The sequence below is a fragment of the Asinibacterium sp. OR53 genome (assembly GCF_000515315.1).
GTDB lineage: Bacteria > Bacteroidota > Bacteroidia > Chitinophagales > Chitinophagaceae > Sediminibacterium.
The window spans coordinates 1,985,977-2,006,268 of the sequence record NZ_KI911562.1; the positions used below are offsets into that span (position 1 = coordinate 1,985,977).

Sequence of the window (20,292 nt, forward strand, 5' to 3'; positions counted from 1 at the left end):
AAGCCTATCCCGATGGCCTCGATAAAAGCGGTTTTATACACGTCAAAAACCCTAAATAACGGCGAGCACCCCATTATGCTCAGGGTTATTAAAGACAGGAAGTCTAAATACTTATCCCTGCACATGAGTTGCTCTAAAGAACTTTGGGATAACGAAAATAACCTGCCAAAAAAGAAACATCCCCTTTATAAGGAAATGCTTATTGCCATTGATAAAAAGAAACTGGCAGCCAATAAGCTATTGCTTGAACTGCACAACGATGAAAAAGATGTTTCTGCTGAGGAAATAAAATCCAAACTGAAAACTTCCGTAGTCAATAAAAAAACGGTATTCCAGTATTTCGATGAAGTTATAAAACGCTTGACCGTTACAAACCGGCTTGGCTATGCCAGTATTTTCAAATCCACCAAAAACAGCCTAAAAACTTTCAGGAACGACAGGGATTTACATTTTTCAGACATCACTACTAGCTTTCTTACAAAATATGAAGATGCCTTTTACGAGAGAGGCGTAACACCCAATTCTGTTTTTGTCTTCCTAAGAACTTTTAAAACACTTATTAACTATGCCCGAAAAGATGGGATTGTCAAAACCGACTTTGATCCTTTCAAGGATATTAATTTCACCAAGTTCAGACGGATTAAGACGCGGAAGAGAGCAATTACCAAAGAGCAGATTAGGAAAATCGAAACCCTCAAAATAAAGGATGATCAGGGTCTATTAAATGCCAAAAACTATTTCCTTTTCAGCTACTATAACCGGGGAATCAACTTTATTGATATGGCTTTCCTGAAATGGGAAAATATTAAGAACGGCAGGCTTGTATATTCAAGACGCAAAACAAAAGAGGATTTTACAATTGCTTTGTTACCGCCAGCCATCAAGATTTTGGAGTATTATAAAAAATACCAGTACGAGGATGAAAACAGCTTTATTTTTCCCATTTTGAGCCATTCATACGAAACTCAGCAAAGTGTAAGAAACAGGCTTGTTAAGATGCTTCGGATAGTAAACCACGACCTCAAAACAATTGCCGATAAAACAGGCATCAAGGAAAAGCTAACTACTTATGTGGCAAGGCATTCTTTCGCAACGAATCTGAAAAGAAGCGGTATTTCTACATCAGTAATAAGTGAGGCAATGGGGCACGATAGTGAAAAAACGACGAAAATTTATTTGGATAGTTTTGAAAACACTATTTTAGATGAGGCGAGCAAATCTATTCTGTGAAAAGAGTTAACGTTGACTATAAAGAAGAATAGCAGAGTTAACGCCAAGAAAACAAATTTGTATACGTTGCTTTTTTCTTGATAAGGAAAAAAACAAAAAAGAACTACTGCTAATGGACCAATCATTCTCGGTTGACAACTTTAAGAAAATACTATCCTACGAAAATAGAAAAGGAAGAAATCTTGAAAAGGAATTCTTCCTTTCAATATTTGAGGCGACCCAAGCAATAGCAGAAATAAATAAACAAATTCGGACACAACTTCGTTTCGGAGTTACAGATGAAGAGGTTCTTGCAAAACTTAATGAGGAAAAACTCACCAAAATAAATCTTAAACAAGCCCTCATTGAAAAGTATTTGAATGAGGTTAGCGAAGAACTTTTAGATCCACAATTTAAGATTACAATTACAAGAGTTGAGACTGATGATAAGCCAGTTTACATCACCTCGGCAACTGCGGAAAATTATTTCGCTATTAAACAACTACAATACAATGTGAGGAAGTCCTTCAATGTAAAGCAAGCGAACAGATTTGCTATTGTTAATCAAATTAATTCATTGCTAACAGACAACTTTCCTAAAATAGTTTTAAGGACAGATGTAAAAAGTTTTTATGAATCTATTCCGCATGACAAACTAACTGCAAAAATTAACGACAATCCTATATTAAGTTTTTTAAGTAAGAAACTTATATGGAAAATTCTTAAAGATTTTCTTGTAGTATCCGGAGCATCGGATAAAATAGGCATTCCAAGAGGAATCGGTATTAGCGCCTATTTAGCGGAGTTGTATATGAGAGACATTGACAGAGAAATTTCTTCGCTCAAAGATGTTACTTACTATGCAAGATATGTTGATGACATAATTATTATTTTCACCCCTACAACAAAACAAAAAACACCCACTTACATAGCCCAGGTTAAGGATATCATAGAAACTGGCACCGGTTTAAAAATGAATTCATTGAAGACTACCGAACTTGACCTTGTAAAAAGTAATGCAGCTATAGAATTTGATTTTTTAGGCTACAAATTTCAATTCAATAACTTAAAGCTTGTTCAAATTAAATTGACCAACAATAAGATGAATAAGTACAAAAGCAGGATTACTAATGTTGTTGATGAATTCAATACTCAAAGCAAATATGATTCAAGAGGTGCAAGAAAAAAATTGATTCACAGTTTAAATTTCCTTACAGGCAATACCCGTTTGGAGAATAATAAATCAAATGTTTTAGTTGGAGTTTATTATACTAATAGTCTCCTCTCTCAACCATTAGACGATTTAATTGAATTGGATAAGTTTTTGGCTGACGAAATTGATGCTAAAATCACCAATGTAGATTTACGAAGGAGATTGAAATCATTTAGCTTTAAAGAGGGCTTTGAGAAAAAAAAGTATGTGAACTTTAATTCTAAAACTAAGAGCGTTACACTGAGCGAAATATTAAAAACTTTCTAAAGCATAATATGAAACGCAAAAAAATACCAATTAATTACTCAAAGGAACGGGTTATTCTTTCTGACGTTTTACCATTTGAAATTCCAATAACTTATTCAAACAGACATTTCTATAATTTTCTTGTTAAAAATAAAATCAAAGTAGCAGTAAGTCCTGACGGCTGTAAAAAAATTGTTTGGCCAAAGGAGGATTTATTCATTGAAGAGATTCTAAAACTTCTATTGGGTTTTAAAGAAGAAAAAGTAATTCTGAATAATGAAATTAAGATTAGTGATATAACTGACTTGAAGAAAATCCCATTCAGTTTTAAAATTTCTCACAAGGAGAGTGATTTCAGAGACCTTACAATTATTCATCCAAAAAATCAATTAGATATAATTGATTTTTATGAAAAATATAGGGATACGATTTTATACTATTCAAACATCAGTCGATTTTCAATTAGAAAACCCAACAAAGTTGCAAAATACATTTATCAAAAACCAAAAAAGTTAAAAAAAGAATTTGGAAGAGAGATTGATGAAAAAAATGACGCCTTTTCCAAAACAAGTTATAAGAACCTCAAACATTATTTTCACATAAAGGAATACAGTAACATTCATAGATTTTATGAATCTTATCAATATCATCAATGCGAGAAAAAATATAACAAGCTTTTCAAGTTTGATATTTCTAAATGCTTTGACAGTATCTACACCCATTCTATTGCTTGGGCTTTGCTCAACAAAGAAATTGTGAAGGACACTTTCCCAGATGTGCACTCTACATTCGCAGGTTTGTTTGATAAGTTAATGCAAAACCTTAATTACGGTGAGACCAATGGAATAATAATTGGTTCAGAGTTCTCAAGAATATTTGCAGAATTGATTTTGCAACAAATAGATGATGCTGTTTATAAAGAATTGAGAAAGGAAGGGAAAGTTCACAAAAAGGATTATGAAGTATTTCGTTATGTGGATGACTACTTTGTTTTTTATAATGAGGAGACCACCAAGGAATCTATACACTCACTTTTTAAACTGGAATTGAGAAAGTACAAATTGCATCTGAATGATTCAAAATCAAAATTGTATGACAAGCCAATAATAACAGAGTTAAGTATTGCCAAGCAAAAAATTAGCGATCTGTTGAATAAAGATTTAACCTTTAAAGTAAATGAGCAAGACAAAACTGTAGAAGTTGACAAGATGGTGGAAGAAGAATCTTCAATTGACAATGATATTGAAGAAAGTAAAGAAGCTAAATACAAAATTTATGTTAGCTCCAATAAATTAATTACGAGATTTAAGACTATTATTAAAGAAACAAAGGTCGAGTATAAAGACATACTCAATTATGTTTTGGCATCAATTGACAAGAAGGTTGAGAAACTAATTTCCACTTACGATGAATCAGAAAAAAATATCAAAAAGGAAAAGACATATACAGAAGCATTTCTACAAATCCTTGATGTGGCTTTTTTTCTATATTCGGCTTCGCCTAGGGTAAACTCAACTATTAAGTTATGTGTGATAATCGATAGGATCACATCATTTATTAACCGGAACAATAAAGACAAATCTGATACATTTTCCTTTGACAACAAACACAAAGTTTTCAAAAAGATTTCAGATGAAGTAAGTCAGGTGTTGAATAAAAACAAATCTTCCGAACATATTCAAGTTGAAACTCTTTACCTATTAGTTGCATTAAGAGAACTGGGTAGAGAATATAGATTAGATATAAGGGCACTGTGTAAATATTTTAACATTGAGATAAATAATGCAGACGAAAAGAAGTTTGAAATACGCCCTCTAAATTACTTTTCAATCACCGTTCTGTTTTTTTACATTAAGGATGCTGATCGATACAAACATTTGCGATATGCATTAATGAAACATGTTACATCATTGTTTAAAGTTGAGGGAAGGGACAATATTAGAAAGAAGGCCGAACTGGTCTTTCTGCTTATGGATATGTTGACTTGTCCATATCTCGACGACCAAACGAAAACTGACAAGGAGATTAAATACCGATACAAGAAGAAATTGCTATCTTTATCTGGGGTAGATTCAACGAAGCACATTGGTATAATCGAAAAAGAAAAGTTTTGGTTTACAAAGTGGACTGACTTTAAATTTGGTCACGAACTTGAAGCAAAACGAAGTCAGGAAGTTTATAGTTGATAAAAGAAATTGAAACTGCACCTGTCGGCTCCCCTTTATTTTTACCCACGCTTAGTTAGAGTTTTCTAAGATAAGGTTTTTTCGTTCTTCCATCATTTGCGCATACCTGATCGGTGAGAGATAACCTAACGATTTGTGTGGTCGTTCAGTGTTATAGTCGATCCTCCACTCTTCGGTCTGTTCTCTCACTTCTGACAAACGATAAAACAGGTAAGCATTCAATACTTCTCTTCTGATGCTTCCATTCTTCCTTTCTATGTATGCATTTTGTGTGGGTTTCCCCGGTTGAATAAATTGTATCGTAATCTGTCTTTGCTCATCATTGCACCACTCTTCCAGTTTGTGGCTGATAAACTCTGGGCCATTGTCGCAACGGATATTGGCAGGCTTGCCTCGCTGAACAATCAGTCTTTCCAGTACCCTGATCACCCTGAGTGCCGGAAGTGAGGTGTCAACCTCTATCGCCAGCGATTCACGGTTAAAATCATCCATCACATTGAACAATCGGAACCTTCTGCCATCTACGAGCGTGTCGGTCATAAAATCAATGCTCCATACCTGGTTAGGTGCTGTTGGAACGTTTAAGGGTTGCTTTATCCGCTCTGGGAGCCGTTTCTTGCCTCTGCGACGGATATTCAGCTTCATATCTGTGTATACCCGATAGATCCGTTTATGATTCCATTCATGCCCTTTATTCCAAAGACGATAGCAACACTGCCAAAATCCAATGGCAACATGTTTGGTTGTTAAAACCGTCAGTGCATCCTGAACTTCACTGTCATCCTTAGGTTTTGGTTGATACCGGTAGGTGTTGCGGGATATACCTGCCAGTTCGCACGCCTTACGGTTACTTAACTGCTCTTCTTCCATCAGATGATGAACAGTTTCCCGTTTCGCTTCAGGCGTTAAAACTTTTTTGCGATCAGGTTCTTCATTGCCCGGTTCTCCAGGCTTAACTCCGCCACGATCTTCTTGTACTCACTGATCTCAGCTTCCATCTGCTTCATTTTTACAACATCACTCACTTCCATGCCTCCATACTTAGCCTTCCAATTGTAAAACGTTGCTTCGCTGATACCCATCTCTCGGGCAATCTCTTTAACAGCAATTCCTGATTCCTGTTTCTTCATTGCAGATACAATCTGCGCTTCGGTAAATCTTCCTTTTTTCATGTGTTTCAAAGTTTAAAGTTAACAAGCTTTTGGTCGTTAACTCTAACCTCACATGGGTAACATTCAGGGGAAGCTTACATCACCGATAAAAAAAGATTTAAAATCCAATTCAAAAAATATTTAGTTCGCTGTGTTGCATGCGCTTTAGAACCTACTGTATTTAATAAACAGGTTTTTGTACTTGTTGGGGAGGGGCAGAATACCGGAAAATCTACTTTTTGCAGATGGCTTTGTCCAACTGAGCTGAATGATTATTTTACAGAATATGTATCACAAGACAAAGACGGGCTAATTGCATTATCATCAAATTTTCTAATCAATCTTGATGAATTGGCAACCTTATCAAAAGTCGAGATTAATGCGCTAAAAAGCTTTATTAGCAAAGACAAAATAAGTGTACGCCTACCCTACGCTAAAAGAAGTACCACACAACCACGTAGAGCAAATTTTATAGGTTCAACAAATAATGATGAATTTTTAGTAGACGAAACAGGGAATGTACGATGGCAATGCTTTGAGGTTGCCGGAATAATCAATTTCGCCTATATGAAAGATATTAACATAAACGACATTTGGCGACAAGCTTATACGCTTTACAAAAGTGGCTTTCAATATCAACTAACCGCAGAGGAACTCAAAGAGAATGAAAAAGCTAATAGTAAACATCTAATCAGTAGTTCGGAGATTGAATTAATTGATAAATACTTCCAATCAGCTTCAAGAAATGAAGGAGAATTTAAGACCGCAACTGATATTTTGGATTTTCTAGCCCTTAGACATCCTGCTATAAAACTAAATGACAGAAAAATTGGAAAAGCAATGAAGATTTTGGGATTTGAAAAAATAAGCAACTACACTGCTGAAAAGAAGCATTCAGTAAAAGGTTATTTTGTAATTGCAAAAACTTAAAAAAGACAATTACTCGATTACTCGAAACACTGGAATATACATTCTGTCTTCTATTTTCGTTCGAGTAGTTAGCCTTATGGTGTTAATTACTCGAATTACTCTTATTATCTTATTGGGATTCGAGTAGAGAGTAATTCGAGTTAATGATTTTCTTTTTTTAGGAAAAGAGGGCAAAAAAACGTAAATTGCCATTGGCAATTTTTTTTACTTCGTAAAGTTTCGGATATCATTAACACCTTTCAGCTGCACACAAGATAAAAACACTTTTGAGTGGTTTTATCTTATGCTTCATGGCGATCTCCAATCACACTATTTTCATTACAATTTTGTCTGTCTACATAAAAGCTTAAATAGGGCGTTGCCAATGAGTGCAGTTAGTAGAAATTGACATGAAAATTGATGATATTGTGGGGTAACTGATGATTTCTCACCAAAAAAATTAAAAATGAAACACTATTTAGAGTTGACAGATGCAAACAATCGAGCCTGTTTTATAGCCGCCGAAGATATTAGCGCTTTGCATGAAAATGGAAATATGTGCGTTATAACCGTAATCGGAGTACCAACGACATTTACAGTTAGGAAAAGCCCTTATGAAGTAATAAAAAAAATGATAGAAATTGGCCTTTTTGAGTTAGTTAAATTTAGCTGATTGTTCAAACTGACACATTACCATTTTATCATTTAAATAGCATTGTGTCTTATAATTTATATATTTACCATTGAAAATATTAGCGTTTAGCTGATTTCTGTTGAGATAAAACTGGTAATTTTTTCACAACTACAGAATGAAGGCAAGAACGCTCACGTTAAGGCGTGGGCTTTTGTCATTCTGGGTTGTGGGTATACCAGTACCTTTCTCACAGTTTGGCTATATGTCCCACGCTGATTTATTTAATACATGCCTCAAGGGACTAAGGCAATTAATATCTATCATTTTATGAAACCGGCCAAAGTACTAGCAAGCTTATCACAAGTTATGCTGCCCCTTCAAAGTCTTATGCAAACATTCCAAAGATCAAAGGAAAAAGGTATTGCAAAATCGATGCTTATCCTAGCATTTGTACCTCTAGCAGCGATTAGTCAAAATGACACAATCTACACATCAACAGGAAGAGTAATTGGAAGTGTAAAAGAAATAGGTGAGAATAGCATAAAATTTACTTACCCAAATGAAGATTTGATAAATAATCTAAGCAAAAATGTTGTTAGAAAAATAGTTTTCAAATCTGGAAGAGTACAAAAATTTTCAAATTCCACATCATATAAAAATGTTCAGTCTGGCAAAGATTATGAAAATGTAACCTTAACAGCCGTAGCTGATGAAGTAAAAGGTTTGTACAAACTAGGTGAAGCCAGCGCAAAAGCAAAAGGAACTACGACCTTTTCTTCTATTGAAAAAGTAAAAGAAAGAGCTGTTCGTAAAATGAAAATGCAAGCCGCAATGGAAGGTGCTAATATAATCTATACGACCCAATTCACAACTACTGACAACATACCTGCGGAAACGTATAACGGTCAAGTAGTAAAAGAGCCCCAACCAACCGTTACAACTATATCTGGCATCTGCTATTCAAGTGATTTGCCCTCATTAGATGAATTCAAACAGGCCATTGGAACTAGGCGGCTATTTAGTGCGATAGAATATTTGGAGTTTAAAAACACCTATAACCTCCTTGACCCATTAAATTTCAACACTACCCTTGATTCTAAATCGGTCAGCCGGAATGTAGAATTAACGAGTATTGCCGAAGAAAGCGGATTAATTTATATGACTGCAAAAATCGATAAAGAAAGCAACCAAAAGTTCAGAGTATTATTCTTTAATAATGAAGAGTTTACATTAGGATTCAAAACAGATAAGGGAGTCTATAACTATCGAGTTCGAATTTTAAATTAAATAGGCTACAATCGGCTTTCCCTTTTATAATTTCGAAATGGTCAGCGTATCCTTTAATAAACTCCCGTATTCCTCCCTTTAAGATGGTGTTTAGCTACTGAAAAAATGTTTAAACCATGTTTAAACCAGAAAAAACACAAGGGTTTCATTTTTCAATGAAACCCTTGTCATTATTGAGTGGAGAATACCGGATTCGAACCGGTGGCCTCTTGCATGCCATGCAAGCGCTCTAGCCAACTGAGCTAATCCCCCAGTGTGGCGGCAAATGTATTATATTCTGTAATTGAACCCAAAAAAGGCCTTCACATTTTAAAATTGGGATAGAAATGGGTCAGAAAAATTTATTGTCATTTCTCAGCGATCGAAGCAGCCGGAATGATCCACTAAAAAAGCCCTGACGGTTCATGGCTCCATCGCAATGAGTTCTCCGCGTGATTTAGCGCCTCGGGTGAAAGCTCCTCCATCGGTTACTATGTACAATGTATTCTGATCTGAAGGGGACCTTCCAAAAACTGCATCGGTTGGACCCAATATGTGCTGTTGTTCTTTGCCGATAATGATTCGTTCTCCACTAGGGGAAATATGTACAATTGTGTTATAGGGATGAGTTGTAATGAATAAAGATCCGTCCTGTCTGATGGCGAAATCGTCGCTGGGAATTCCTTTGGCTAACAATTTTGCCGGACCGAAACTTCCCTGCTCATCCATTGAATAGACAAGAATAGTTGTTCTGTCTGAAACTGTCACAATCATATCCCGCCCCTTAAAATGCAGGCCGTTGGCTCCGGGTGCCAGTGCAATAAATTGACGGGCTAATAATGCCTGATCACGCAGCGCTTCTTCTACGCTTCCTGTAGCTGGGTTGATGCGCCAGATAACACCCAAATGACTGTCGGGGGAATACAGCATATGATCCGGTCCGATATCTATACCATTGGGCCAGGCACCTTTAGGTAACTGTGCAAGTTTATTTGCCTTACCGCTTGTATCAATATGCCAGATACATGAAGTATCGCCGTGACTGGTCAGGTAAACAGAACCATCTTCGGCGATAACAGGTACGCCAGCTGTAAATCCAAGGGGTGTTTGAAAAAGGATTTTCTCAGTGCCATCCGGTTTTCGCTCAATCAGTTTTCCCTTTGCACTGTGATAGTAATCACTCCTTGTAAAGTCAAGATCCTGGTTACCAGATAAGTATAGGTTTCCATTATTACTTGCTGCGATCCCTTCAAAACCAAATCCTTCCTCGTATGTCTTCACCACGCGATAAGCAACCGGACGGAAGGGCAGGCTATCTGCTTTAGGCAGGGCCAGCACTTTCAGACCCAGCGGCTGACCTGCTGCAACAAAAACTGAAACAGTGGCTAAAACAACCGGCAAAGACCATCCCCCAAAACCTTTTACATGATTAGCCCGAAGCGCCAGCGGAATTGATGAAAGAAAAGCCAGGCAGGCGCTAAAGAAAGCGAAAAAGGGAATAGCAATCCCAAGCAGAGCCACCAAAAAGGCAACCCAGAGAAGTAATATCTGCAAGATTCTTCCAACGCGTGACCGTGCGAATAAAGAAGTCCATGCAGAAAAAATCGCTATCCGGAAACTGGATAATACTGCCAGCAGCAGCGTGATTATTATTAAGACAAACTGAAAGAGGGTGATGATACTATTCATAATAAGGTTCTCCTGAAAATCGATTGTTCGTGTTGTGATTTACTAAAACTGACCTCACCACGTAGATTCATACAATGGCAGGCCAACTGATTTACAGGTGTAAAATTAACAGGAGAGAAATGCCAGGCTCTTTACAAAAGATAAGAAATGATAGCGTGAGGAAATTATGTCTTCAGGAAGCTTTTTTCACTGCATTCTGGGTTGCATCGAGGATACGTTTTCTGATACGGGAAAGGGAAACGGGTGTTATGCCAATAAACTGTGCAATGTATTGTACCGGGATCCGGTTTATGATATCTTTTCCAGACTCCAGCAAATCGAGGTATCGTTCTTCCGGAGTTTTTATCACGAACGCCTTTAACCTGTCTTCAAAAAGAAGGTTGAAGTTTTCCGCTACCAACCTGCCAAACCTTTCAATCTTATCACATAAGAGGGGATGTGCATACAGGGCTTCCATGTTTTTTTTAGTGAGGGTAACCAAAATGGTTTTGTCGAGGGCTCTGATATCATAAAGGCAAGGTTCCCCTGTATGGTAGCTTTTTAAAGCTGTAACAAAGCTGTTTTCAAAACAAAAATATCCCGTGATTTCTTTTCCTTCCACCTGGCTGCAATAGCGTAAGCCTCCCTGAATAATAAAACCCAATTCGCGGCAAACCTTACCGGCTCGGGCAAAGCATTCATTTTTTGTGAGTTCCCTGATCGAAATATAATCTGCAAAAACCAACCACTCTTCCTCATTCAAAGTGAGGAAGTCTTTCATTTTCTCTCTGAAGGTTAACAAGATACTTTGTGTTTCCATGAGTTCATTTTCAGCCTCTGCGATTATTACTGCGCAACTGGGCATCAAAGAATGCAATCGGAATTAAATATACATTAATCTTAGAACAACTGAGTGGGCAACAGGGTAGTACATTTTACATTCCCGGGTAGTGCTTATCTTCATGGCAATTTCATACCTCTATGAACAAAATAACCTTTTTCATTGCCGTTATTTCCTGTATGTCAATTCACCAAGCCAAAGCGCAACAAGTGATCCCTTTGTATAAAGATGCTGTACCGAATGCAAAGCAGGTCACCATGGAAGAAAAAAGCGAACTGGGTAAAGATGGTATACTACGCATCAGCCATGTAACAGTGCCTACGCTTACTGTGTTTACACCACCTGCCGGTAAGGCCAACGGTACGGCGGTGATCATTTGTCCGGGCGGCGCTTACAGCATACTGGCATTCAGCCACGAAGGAATTGATGTAGCTAAACAATTCAACGAGTGGGGCGTTACTGCCTTTGTGTTGAAATACAGGCTGCCCGATGATTCCATCATGGTGGATAAAACCATAGGCCCGCTGCAGGATGCACAGAGGGCTATCCAGTTCGTGAGGGAGAACCGGAAACAGTGGCATATCCAATCAAACAGGATAGGCATCGCAGGCTTCAGCGCCGGCGGCCATCTGGCTTCTACGGCCGGCACACATTTCAAACAAGCCTATATCGATAACCCGCACAAAACAAGCCTGCGACCCGATTTCATGGTGTTGGGTTATCCTGTGATCAGCTTCTCCAAAGAACTGATGCATGCAGGCAGCAGAAAAAACTTGTTGGGTGCAAAGCTAACAGCAGAACAAGATAAATTCTTCAGTAACGAATTACAGGTAACCCCGCAAACACCGCCCGCCTTCCTGGTACATGCGAATGATGACAAAGCCGTTCCGCCGGGTAACAGCCTGGTATTTGCAGAAGCGCTCAAAAAGAATGGCGTGGAAGCCACCACTTATTTTTATGAGAAAGGCGGACATGGATTCGGTATGCATAACCGGACCAGCACCGTGCAATGGATGGACCAACTGCATGCCTGGATGCAACAACACCGGTGGGTGAAATGAGCCACATCAAAATAACTTAGTAATCTGCCAATCTTTTTACGGTGAACTGGTGTAGGTTGTGCGGCCTTTAAACTTGTATACATAAATCATTTTGAATATATTATTATGGAGAACGATTTTTCGCTGAAAGGCAAAGTGGTAGTGGTTACCGGCGGCACCGGTATTTTAGGAAACGCATTTGTAAATGCCATTGTAGAAGCAGGTGGCGCAGTAGGTATCCTGGGGAGGAATGAAGCCGTTGCAAACGAAAGGGCGAATGCCATCAACGCAGCAGGCGGTAAAGCGCTGGCATTGGTAGCAGATGCTTTGAAAGAAGATCAACTGGCAGCAGCGAGGGATAAAGTGTTATCTACATTCGGAAAAATAGATGGCCTGGTGAATGCCGCCGGCGGTAATATGCCCGCAGGTGTATTACAACCCAACGAAGATATTTTCAAGATGAGCATGAATGGCATGAAGCAGGTGATGGACCTGAACCTCTGGGGAACACTGATCCCTACACAGGTATTCGGGGAAGCTATTGCACAAAACGGACAGGGGAGCATCGTTAATATCTCTTCCATGAATTCCAAACGCGCCATCACCAAAGTGTTGGGTTACAACATGGGTAAGGCTGCGGTAGATTGCTATACACAATGGTTTGCCGTTGAACTGGCGAATCGTTATGGCGATAAAATAAGAATGAATGCATTGGCTCCCGGCTTTTTCCTGACAGAACAAAACCGCAACCTGCTCACTACACCCGATGGCGGCTATACAGAAAGAGGTGGACTGGTGATCAAACAAACACCATTCAAAAGATTCGGACATGCCGATGAATTAAAAGGCGCCCTGGTATGGCTGCTGAGTGATGCATCGAAATTTGTAACAGGCGCCATGATCTGCGTGGATGGTGGCTTCTCTATTTTCGGCGGCGTATAAATACCGCTGAATAACCCTTCAATACATATCTAAAACTGCATAATAAAAATGACTGAGCATAAAAATGGACTTCCGAAAATGGTGCATACCATGCGATGGTTTGGCCCCAACGATCCGGTAAGTCTTTCTGATATACGACAGGCGGGCTGCACGGGTGTGGTAACAGCGTTGCATCATATTCCCAATGGCGGAATATGGACCATCGCTGAAATTCAAAAAAGACAGGAAGAAATTGCAGCAGCCGGATTAAGCTGGGATGTGGTAGAAAGCGTGCCGGTTCATGAAGACATCAAAACACAATCAGGAGACTTCAATACTTATATAGAAAATTACAAGCAATGCATACGCAACCTCGCGGCTTGTAATATCAGGGTGCTTACGTATAATTTTATGCCGGTGCTCGACTGGACCCGCACCGATCTCAGTTATACAGTAGAAGACGGATCAAAAGCGCTGCGCTTTGAGAAAGCAGCATTCATTGCTTTTGATGTATTCATGCTGAAACGTGCAGGTGCAGAAAAAGATTATACGCCCGAAGAACTGCAAAGAGGCAAGCAGCGTTTCGATAACATGACCGATGAAGAACAAAAGCTGCTGCAAAAAAATATCATTGCAGGACTGCCCGGTAGCGAAGAAAGCTTTACACTGGCACAGTTCCAACAGGCATTAGATACATACAGTAATATTGACGCTGCGAAATTGCGTTCCAACCTTATTTATTTCTTACAACAAGTGATACCAGTTGCCGAAGAAGCAGGCGTTTACATGGTCATTCACCCCGATGACCCGCCTTTTGCGATACTAGGCTTGCCCCGCGTGGTTACTTCTGCCAGTGATGTACAGGCATTGTTCGATGCCATTCCATCGGACCACAACGGACTTTGTTTCTGTACGGGTTCTTTTGGTGTGCGGGCAGACAATGACCTGGTAGCCATGCTCAAACAATTCGGCAACAAGATCAACTTTGTGCACCTCCGTGCTACCAAGCGAAACGGGCTGGGCGATTTTTATGAAGACAATCACCTCGAAGGCGATGTAGACATGTACGGTGTGGTAAAAGAGATTGTACACATCATGCGCCGCAGAAACAAGGCCATCTATATGCGTTCCGATCATGGACACCAGATGCTGGATGATCTTAAGAAAAAAACCAATCCCGGTTATTCAGCCATCGGCCGTTTGCGCGGTATGGCGGAATTGAGAGGCCTGGAAATGGGCATCAGCAGGGGATTACAATAACACTGGCAAAAAATTAAACTCCGTATGCCAATTATTTCAAAATACACCTTAAAATGAGGTTAAAATAGTTTACTACTATGTAAACAAATCAGGCAGGGCCGCGATTTAAAAAAGCTTACTTGCACCACTAAGCTAATTGCGAAACCAAAACTGCCTGCTATGATGAAAACAACGATCATCCGGCGTCTTATTGTGTCCGGTGCAAACTACAAGACGCGACCTTTATTGCTAATTGCACTACTACTCTCTTTTAGTTGGGCGCATGCACAAACGCTCAAGATCACCGGAACTCTCAAAGATGCTAAAGGAGAATCCTTATCCGGTGCAACAGTTTCTGTTAAAGGAAAAGCCCAGTCAGCAACCGTTACCAATGCCGATGGTAAATTCACCATCAACGCCGAAGCAAAGGATGTGCTGGTATTTTCTCATGTGGGATACTCAAGTAAAGAAGAGCCCGTCAACGGAAGAACAGTCATCAATTCTTCCTTAACGGCCTCCGCATCAGACCTCGATGAAGTAGTAGTGGTGGGTTATGGCACCCAGAAGAAAAGAGATGTAACCGGTGCCATTTCTTCTATCAACTCCAAGAACATTGAAGAAAGACAACCGGTAAACCTGTTCGACGCCTTGCAAGGACAAGCCGCAGGTGTATTGGTGGTCAATGATGGTGGCGGAGCGCCTGGTGCCGAAGGTTCCATTCAAATACGTGGAGCCTCTACACTCAATGGTGGCAACGGTCCGTTGTACCTGGTAGACGGTGTGATCACGCCCAATGCATCCAGCATCAACCCCATGGATATTGAAAGGGTGGAAGTGTTGAAAGATGCAGCCTCAGCGGCCATTTACGGTGCGCGTGCCGCCAATGGTGTGATCATCATCACTACTAAAAAAGGAAAAGAAGGGAAGCCCAGGATCGACCTGAGTTATTCCCGCATTTTTGGAAAACTGGCGCATAAGCTTCCACAAAACAATGCAGCAGAAGTTCGCGAATTCAGAAGAATACAATCTACCAATCCTACAGGCTCAACCGGCGGCAATACCGATTCATTGAACCCGGGATTCAACTCCGATAACGATTTGCAACAATTGCTCCTGGGCAACCTGGGAGACAGGCAGCAGATCAACCTGGGTGTGAGCGGCGGACAAAAAGGACTGAATTTTTATACAGGATTGAATTATCTCGATGATAAATCGATCATCATCAACAGTTATATTAAAAGGATGCAGGTAAGAACCAATGTGGAGTACCAGGCTTCCCCCAAGCTGAAGTACATAGGTAATATGTCTTTCATCTGGCAAAAAGGAAATGAAATACCCATAGGCAGAACGGTGAACGTTGCGTTTGACAGGCCCGCCTATTCATTGATCTATTATCCCGACGGATCGCTTACCAGTTATGTAGGTTCCAAGCGAAACCCCGTAGCCAACGCATTGCTGGAAACAAATAAGACGGAAGTCTTCGGCATCCAATTGAGCAATTCGCTGCAATACCAATTCAATAAAGACCTCATTTTCACCACAACATTCAACGCGATGTTGGATCAACGGCAGAATATTGGTTTCTCACCCCGTTACCTCTCGGCCAACAGGGACCAGAACAATGGTTCGAATGATATGCAAAAGACATTCACATGGGAGTACCAGGCATTCTTCAACTATAATAAAACATTTGGTGGCGTACACAGTCTGCAAGGCGTATTGGGTTTCAATGCAGATACAAGACGTTTCGACCAGGCGCACTCTGAATATGCCAACGTAGTAAGCGAGGATATATTTGTAACCAATCCTTCTTATATCACCGCTTCCAAAACCAATACCAATGCCGATGCCAATGCCGGCGCAAGTTTGTTTACGCGATTGAACTACAGCTATAAAGGCCGTTACACATTGGCAGGCATCTACCGGCGTGATGGCTCTTCCAGGTTTGGCAGTGAAGCAAGGTGGGGTAATTTTTATTCGGCTTCTGCAGGCTGGCGTTTCTCCGACGAACCTTTCATGAATTGGACGCGTAATGTACTTTCTGATGGCAGGTTCCGGATCGGTATCGGCCAGGTAGGTAATGACAAGATCGGTTCGAATGATTATCTCAACAAGATCATCTTTGCCGGTAACTACAACGGTGTAGGAGGCGCTTATACCACGCCCACATTCGGTAATGAAAAAGTACACTGGGAAACAACCATACAGCAGAATGCCGGTGTAGACCTCACTTTCTTCCACGGCAGGTTATTGTTTACAGCAGAATATTATATCAAAACAACAAAGGATCTTTTGTATGAAAAAGCGCTGCCTGGTGAAGTAGGATTCGATAATGTAAAAGTTAACCTGGGCACACTTGAAAACAGGGGACTTGAGTTCTCTGTAAAAGGAACGCCCATTGTTGCAAAAAGCAGGAATAAAGGTGTTACCTGGGAAATTGGTGGAAACATTTCGTTTGAAAGAGGCAGGATCAAAGAACTGGGCGATGGTACTCCTTTTGTAGTGGGCAACAAATGGTATATCGAACCAGGTGGACGGATCGGTAATTTCTTCGGATGGAGAAACCTGGGGGTATATGCCTGGAATGAATCAAATGCCTATAACGATAATTGGGATCAGTTAACGCTGGTACTCGATAAAGACGGTAAACCTTTATACGACAATGGAACGCCGGTTTATCTATTCAACGGACAACGTTATACCGGGTATGTACACAGTTTATATGATCCTTCGGGCAAATTGCGCGGCGGTGATGCGATATGGCAAAACACCAATAAAGACAGCCTGATCGACGACCGCGACCGCCAGGTACTGGCCAATGCACAACCCAAGTTCTACCTGGGTATCCTCAATAACATCACCTACAAACAATTCATGCTCTCCTTCCTGGTCAATGCTTCTTTTGGTGCCAATGTTTACAATTCATTGTTGTTCAACCAAAGCTATCCTTCCAACACAGGTGCGGGGAGTCCTGAAATGGTGTATAATGTGTGGAGGAAACCAGGCGACATCGCAAAATATCCTTACTACCCGGAAGCCAAGAACCGCGGTAACCAGAAAACAGATGGTAACAGCCTGTTTATCGAAGACGGATCTTTTATACGCCTGTCGAGCATGCGCCTCTCTTATACGTTTTTACCCAACGCCGTGCAGAAAATATTCATGAAAGGATTGACGGTATATGCGTATGGTACCAACCTGCTTACCTGGACCAATTACAGGGGATATGATCCTGAGTTCAGTGCCACCAATATCCTGCAGCCAGGAAATGATACCGGAAAATATCCGAAAAGAAGAGAGTTTGGATTTGGTGTAAACGTTAACTTCTAAAACGAGAACAATGAAAAGATTGAAATATATATTGGCTGCATGCAGTATGGTTGCTGCATTCAGCAGTTGTAAAAAATTCCTTGACCTCACACCGCAGTCACAGGTGTCGCAGAGCCGATTCTTCAAATCGAAATACGATGTTGATGCAGCGATGGCTGGCATGTACTCGGGTTTCCAGCAGCAGATGGTAGGAGAAGCACAGTATAAGGAAAGGGCTTTATTCTGGGGCGATTATCGTTCCGATAACTTCGACCGTTTTTTGAGCTATACCAGCATCAACACTACGGAAATAGCCATGAATGCGCTGACAACCGATAACGATTTTTCTGACTGGTCCGGCTTGTATACAGTGATCGGAAGGGCCAATACCAATATCAAGTACATCCCCGGCGCGGCACTTACAGATAGTAAGGTAACAAAGGACGTGATCAATAAAGCATTGTCTGAGTGTTATGCCATGCGTGCAATGGCTTATTTCTATATCGTAAGGGTATGGGGCGATGCACCGATCTGGACAAAACCATTGGAAGACCTGACGGACACATTGGAAAAACCCCGTGACCCGGCCAGTAAAATTATTGACCAGGTGATCCTTCCCGATCTTACGCAGGCGTATGCATTGGTTACAAAAAATCAAACCCCTTCTGTGTGGACACTCGGCGAAGGTGCGATATGCGCTATCATGGCCGATGTGTATATGTGGAAGAAAGACTATGCCAACGCCATCGTATGGATCAATAACCTGTTCAAAGCGAAAGGTCCCACCGGCGCCGTTTATACCGGCACCAGCGGCGCCAACCTGCAGCCGCAAGCCAGTTGGAAAAGCATGTTCACTGCACCCAATACAAGTATAGAATCGATATGGAGCATCCACTGGGATTTTCTGAAGAACGATTGCGCATGTATGACAACATCATGGACTGCCAATAACAAGCCGATCGTTATGGATATTGGATTATACAACAGTTGGGTAATACCTCAAACAGTTGCTTCACCAGCTACTGTCGATATCAGACCCAAGCAGACCATCGACCCGTATTCTGCCAGCAGTGATGCTACAAAATCCAATCGCGACAGGTTCATCAAATGGTATGCTTCACCGGTTAATCCTACCAAAGCATCTACCGCTGCAGAGTTGGCACTTTACTATTACAAAGAACTGCCCGTTTACCTGCCCATGTACAGGCTGGCCGATTTATACTTGTTGTATGCAGAAGCATTGAATGCAACCGGCGATCTCAATAACGCGTTGAAGTACCTGAACTATGTACACGCAAGAGCAGGACTACCAGCTTATACAGCTGGCAGTGCACCTGTAGCTAACCAGGCGGCCATGGCCGATGCAATTTTGCAGGAACGCCAATGGGAATTGGTTGGCGAAGGAAAAAGATGGTTCGACCTGGTTCGTACCGGAAATGTGGTAAAGATCATGGATCCGATATTGAGGAGAAGGCAGGTTTCAGCGGGAACACCGGCAGCGGAAGCGATCGGCTTCAGCGATCCCCGGCGCATCTTGTGGCCGATCAATCGGAGCGTCTTGAATGCCAATAAAAAATTAGTTCAGAACCCAGGTTATGGAGGATAAAAAAACAGCAACTATGAAAGCACTTAAAATAACAATCAACTGTCTGCTGCTGCTTGCAGTTACGAGCACTTTTTTACCCGGATGTAAAAAAATGCTGGGTCTCAGCTTACAGGAGAATTACGATTATAAAAAGAAGACACTCGATCCGAATATCAACATGACGGCCAAGGACTTTCTGCTGAAAAGAGCAGATGGAACACCCGATGCGCCAACGGATACCGTATTTCGGTGGATGAAAAAAGGACTCGATTATTGTGGATTTGATCTTTCAGAATATGAGAAACCGGGAAGAACTTTTATCTTTCTACACAACGACGCAGTGCGGGGCTTCAACAGTTCCGGGGTAATGGATAAGGGATTGTTCTTTGTTTTCCAGATCATTGTACCGGATGCGAATGGTAACCCGGTTATGAATCCCACCACAGGATTGCCGCAGACACGCCCTGCAACCCGTTGGGAAGATTATTCGAAAGAAACGGTCAAGAACTTTTTCAAATACCTGATCGGTCAGCAAGTGTACAATTATTACGACCTGAATGTAGAGAACAAAGCCGTGCAGTCAGCCCTCCCTGCCGGTACGGTAGCAACAAAGGAGTCACTGTTAGGCTATTGGGATCCAAGTGTTTCTGCGTTCAATCCAAACGGCGGCAAGGGCTTTGACCAGGATGGCAAGTTTTACCTGCGTATCCAGAATAATGCCGATATTGCTCCGATTGTGTTCAACGATCGTACCAACGACCGCTCTATGGGGTATATAGCAACCAATGGTGTTGTGCATGTGTACGGGGCAGCTTTGTATCCTTCGAAATAATATATCATGATTGTTGCAGCATAGCTTTGTTGCAACAATCATT

The 20,292-nt window shown here is 40.8% G+C and carries 15 protein-coding genes and 1 tRNA gene; 12 read left to right on the forward strand and 4 right to left on the reverse strand.

Annotation, left to right across the window (positions count from 1 at the left end; translation table 11 throughout):
• The first annotated feature begins 12 nt into the window (after positions 1-12).
• From SEDOR53_RS0108825 to drt3b, 3 genes are all read left to right on the forward strand, one after another.
• Positions 13-1,230, forward strand: a complete 1,218-nt coding sequence (locus tag SEDOR53_RS0108825; RefSeq protein ID WP_037360882.1) for a site-specific integrase — start codon at positions 13-15, stop codon at positions 1,228-1,230.
• Between the two features lie 112 nt (positions 1,231-1,342).
• Positions 1,343-2,689, forward strand: a complete 1,347-nt coding sequence (gene drt3a / locus SEDOR53_RS0108830) for an antiviral reverse transcriptase Drt3a (protein ID WP_026769406.1) — start codon at positions 1,343-1,345, stop codon at positions 2,687-2,689.
• Between the two features lie 8 nt (positions 2,690-2,697).
• Positions 2,698-4,854: an antiviral reverse transcriptase Drt3b gene (gene drt3b / locus SEDOR53_RS0108835; RefSeq protein WP_026769407.1), complete on the forward strand. Its 2,157-nt coding sequence runs from the start codon at positions 2,698-2,700 to the stop codon at positions 4,852-4,854.
• Positions 4,855-4,905: 51 nt separating this feature from the next.
• Here drt3b and SEDOR53_RS0108840 read toward each other — a convergent pair.
• Positions 4,906-6,026, reverse strand: a protein-coding gene (locus SEDOR53_RS0108840) for an IS3 family transposase (protein ID WP_369751278.1) whose coding sequence is annotated in 2 segments (ribosomal slippage) — positions 4,906-5,765 and positions 5,765-6,026 — 1,122 coding nt in all. Because the reading frame shifts where the segments join, the coding sequence is not laid out codon by codon here.
• 78 nt (positions 6,027-6,104) lie between these two features.
• Between SEDOR53_RS0108840 and SEDOR53_RS17530 the strand changes: the two genes are divergently transcribed.
• The 3 genes from SEDOR53_RS17530 (at position 6,105) to SEDOR53_RS0108860 (ending at position 8,835) form a co-directional block, all read left to right on the forward strand.
• The gene (locus tag SEDOR53_RS17530; RefSeq protein WP_084220400.1) at positions 6,105-6,935 is read left to right on the forward strand and encodes a VapE domain-containing protein; all 831 of its coding nucleotides are present in this window, start codon (positions 6,105-6,107) and stop codon (positions 6,933-6,935) included.
• 445 nt (positions 6,936-7,380) lie between these two features.
• Positions 7,381-7,587 (forward strand): hypothetical protein, encoded by a 207-nt coding sequence (locus SEDOR53_RS0108855; protein ID WP_026769408.1) that lies wholly within the window; start codon positions 7,381-7,383, stop codon positions 7,585-7,587.
• Positions 7,588-7,875: 288 nt separating this feature from the next.
• Positions 7,876-8,835, forward strand: a complete 960-nt coding sequence (locus SEDOR53_RS0108860; RefSeq protein ID WP_157576747.1) for a hypothetical protein — start codon at positions 7,876-7,878, stop codon at positions 8,833-8,835.
• A gap of 178 nt (positions 8,836-9,013) precedes the next feature.
• Here SEDOR53_RS0108860 and SEDOR53_RS0108865 read toward each other — a convergent pair.
• The 3 genes from SEDOR53_RS0108865 to SEDOR53_RS17535 all read right to left on the reverse strand — a co-directional run bounded on the left by SEDOR53_RS0108865 (position 9,014) and on the right by SEDOR53_RS17535 (position 11,302).
• Positions 9,014-9,087, reverse strand: a tRNA-Ala gene (locus tag SEDOR53_RS0108865).
• A 150-nt stretch (positions 9,088-9,237) separates the two neighbouring features.
• The gene (locus SEDOR53_RS0108870) at positions 9,238-10,503 is read right to left on the reverse strand and encodes an SMP-30/gluconolactonase/LRE family protein (RefSeq protein ID WP_026769410.1); all 1,266 of its coding nucleotides are present in this window, start codon (positions 10,501-10,503) and stop codon (positions 9,238-9,240) included.
• 172 nt (positions 10,504-10,675) lie between these two features.
• Complete coding sequence (locus SEDOR53_RS17535) at positions 10,676-11,302, reverse strand: Crp/Fnr family transcriptional regulator (RefSeq protein WP_051416566.1); 627 nt, start codon at positions 11,300-11,302, stop codon at positions 10,676-10,678.
• A gap of 161 nt (positions 11,303-11,463) precedes the next feature.
• Here SEDOR53_RS17535 and SEDOR53_RS0108880 point away from each other — a divergent pair, with 161 nt between their 5' ends.
• The 6 genes from SEDOR53_RS0108880 (at position 11,464) to SEDOR53_RS0108905 (ending at position 20,249) form a co-directional block, all read left to right on the forward strand.
• Positions 11,464-12,384 carry an alpha/beta hydrolase gene (locus tag SEDOR53_RS0108880; RefSeq protein WP_026769411.1) on the forward strand — a complete coding sequence of 307 codons (921 nt, stop codon included), beginning with the start codon at positions 11,464-11,466 and terminating at the stop codon, positions 12,382-12,384.
• A gap of 105 nt (positions 12,385-12,489) precedes the next feature.
• Positions 12,490-13,305, forward strand: a complete 816-nt coding sequence (locus tag SEDOR53_RS0108885) for an SDR family oxidoreductase (RefSeq protein ID WP_026769412.1) — start codon at positions 12,490-12,492, stop codon at positions 13,303-13,305.
• A 48-nt stretch (positions 13,306-13,353) separates the two neighbouring features.
• On the forward strand, positions 13,354-14,544 hold the full coding sequence (gene uxuA, locus SEDOR53_RS0108890) for a mannonate dehydratase (protein ID WP_084220401.1): 1,191 nt from the start codon (positions 13,354-13,356) through the stop codon (positions 14,542-14,544).
• A 159-nt stretch (positions 14,545-14,703) separates the two neighbouring features.
• Positions 14,704-17,853: a TonB-dependent receptor gene (locus SEDOR53_RS0108895; protein ID WP_232214748.1), complete on the forward strand. Its 3,150-nt coding sequence runs from the start codon at positions 14,704-14,706 to the stop codon at positions 17,851-17,853.
• A gap of 10 nt (positions 17,854-17,863) precedes the next feature.
• Positions 17,864-19,438, forward strand: a complete 1,575-nt coding sequence (locus tag SEDOR53_RS0108900; RefSeq protein ID WP_026769415.1) for a RagB/SusD family nutrient uptake outer membrane protein — start codon at positions 17,864-17,866, stop codon at positions 19,436-19,438.
• Between the two features lie 13 nt (positions 19,439-19,451).
• Positions 19,452-20,249 carry a hypothetical protein gene (locus SEDOR53_RS0108905; protein ID WP_157576751.1) on the forward strand — a complete coding sequence of 266 codons (798 nt, stop codon included), beginning with the start codon at positions 19,452-19,454 and terminating at the stop codon, positions 20,247-20,249.
• Positions 20,250-20,292: the final 43 nt, after the last annotated feature.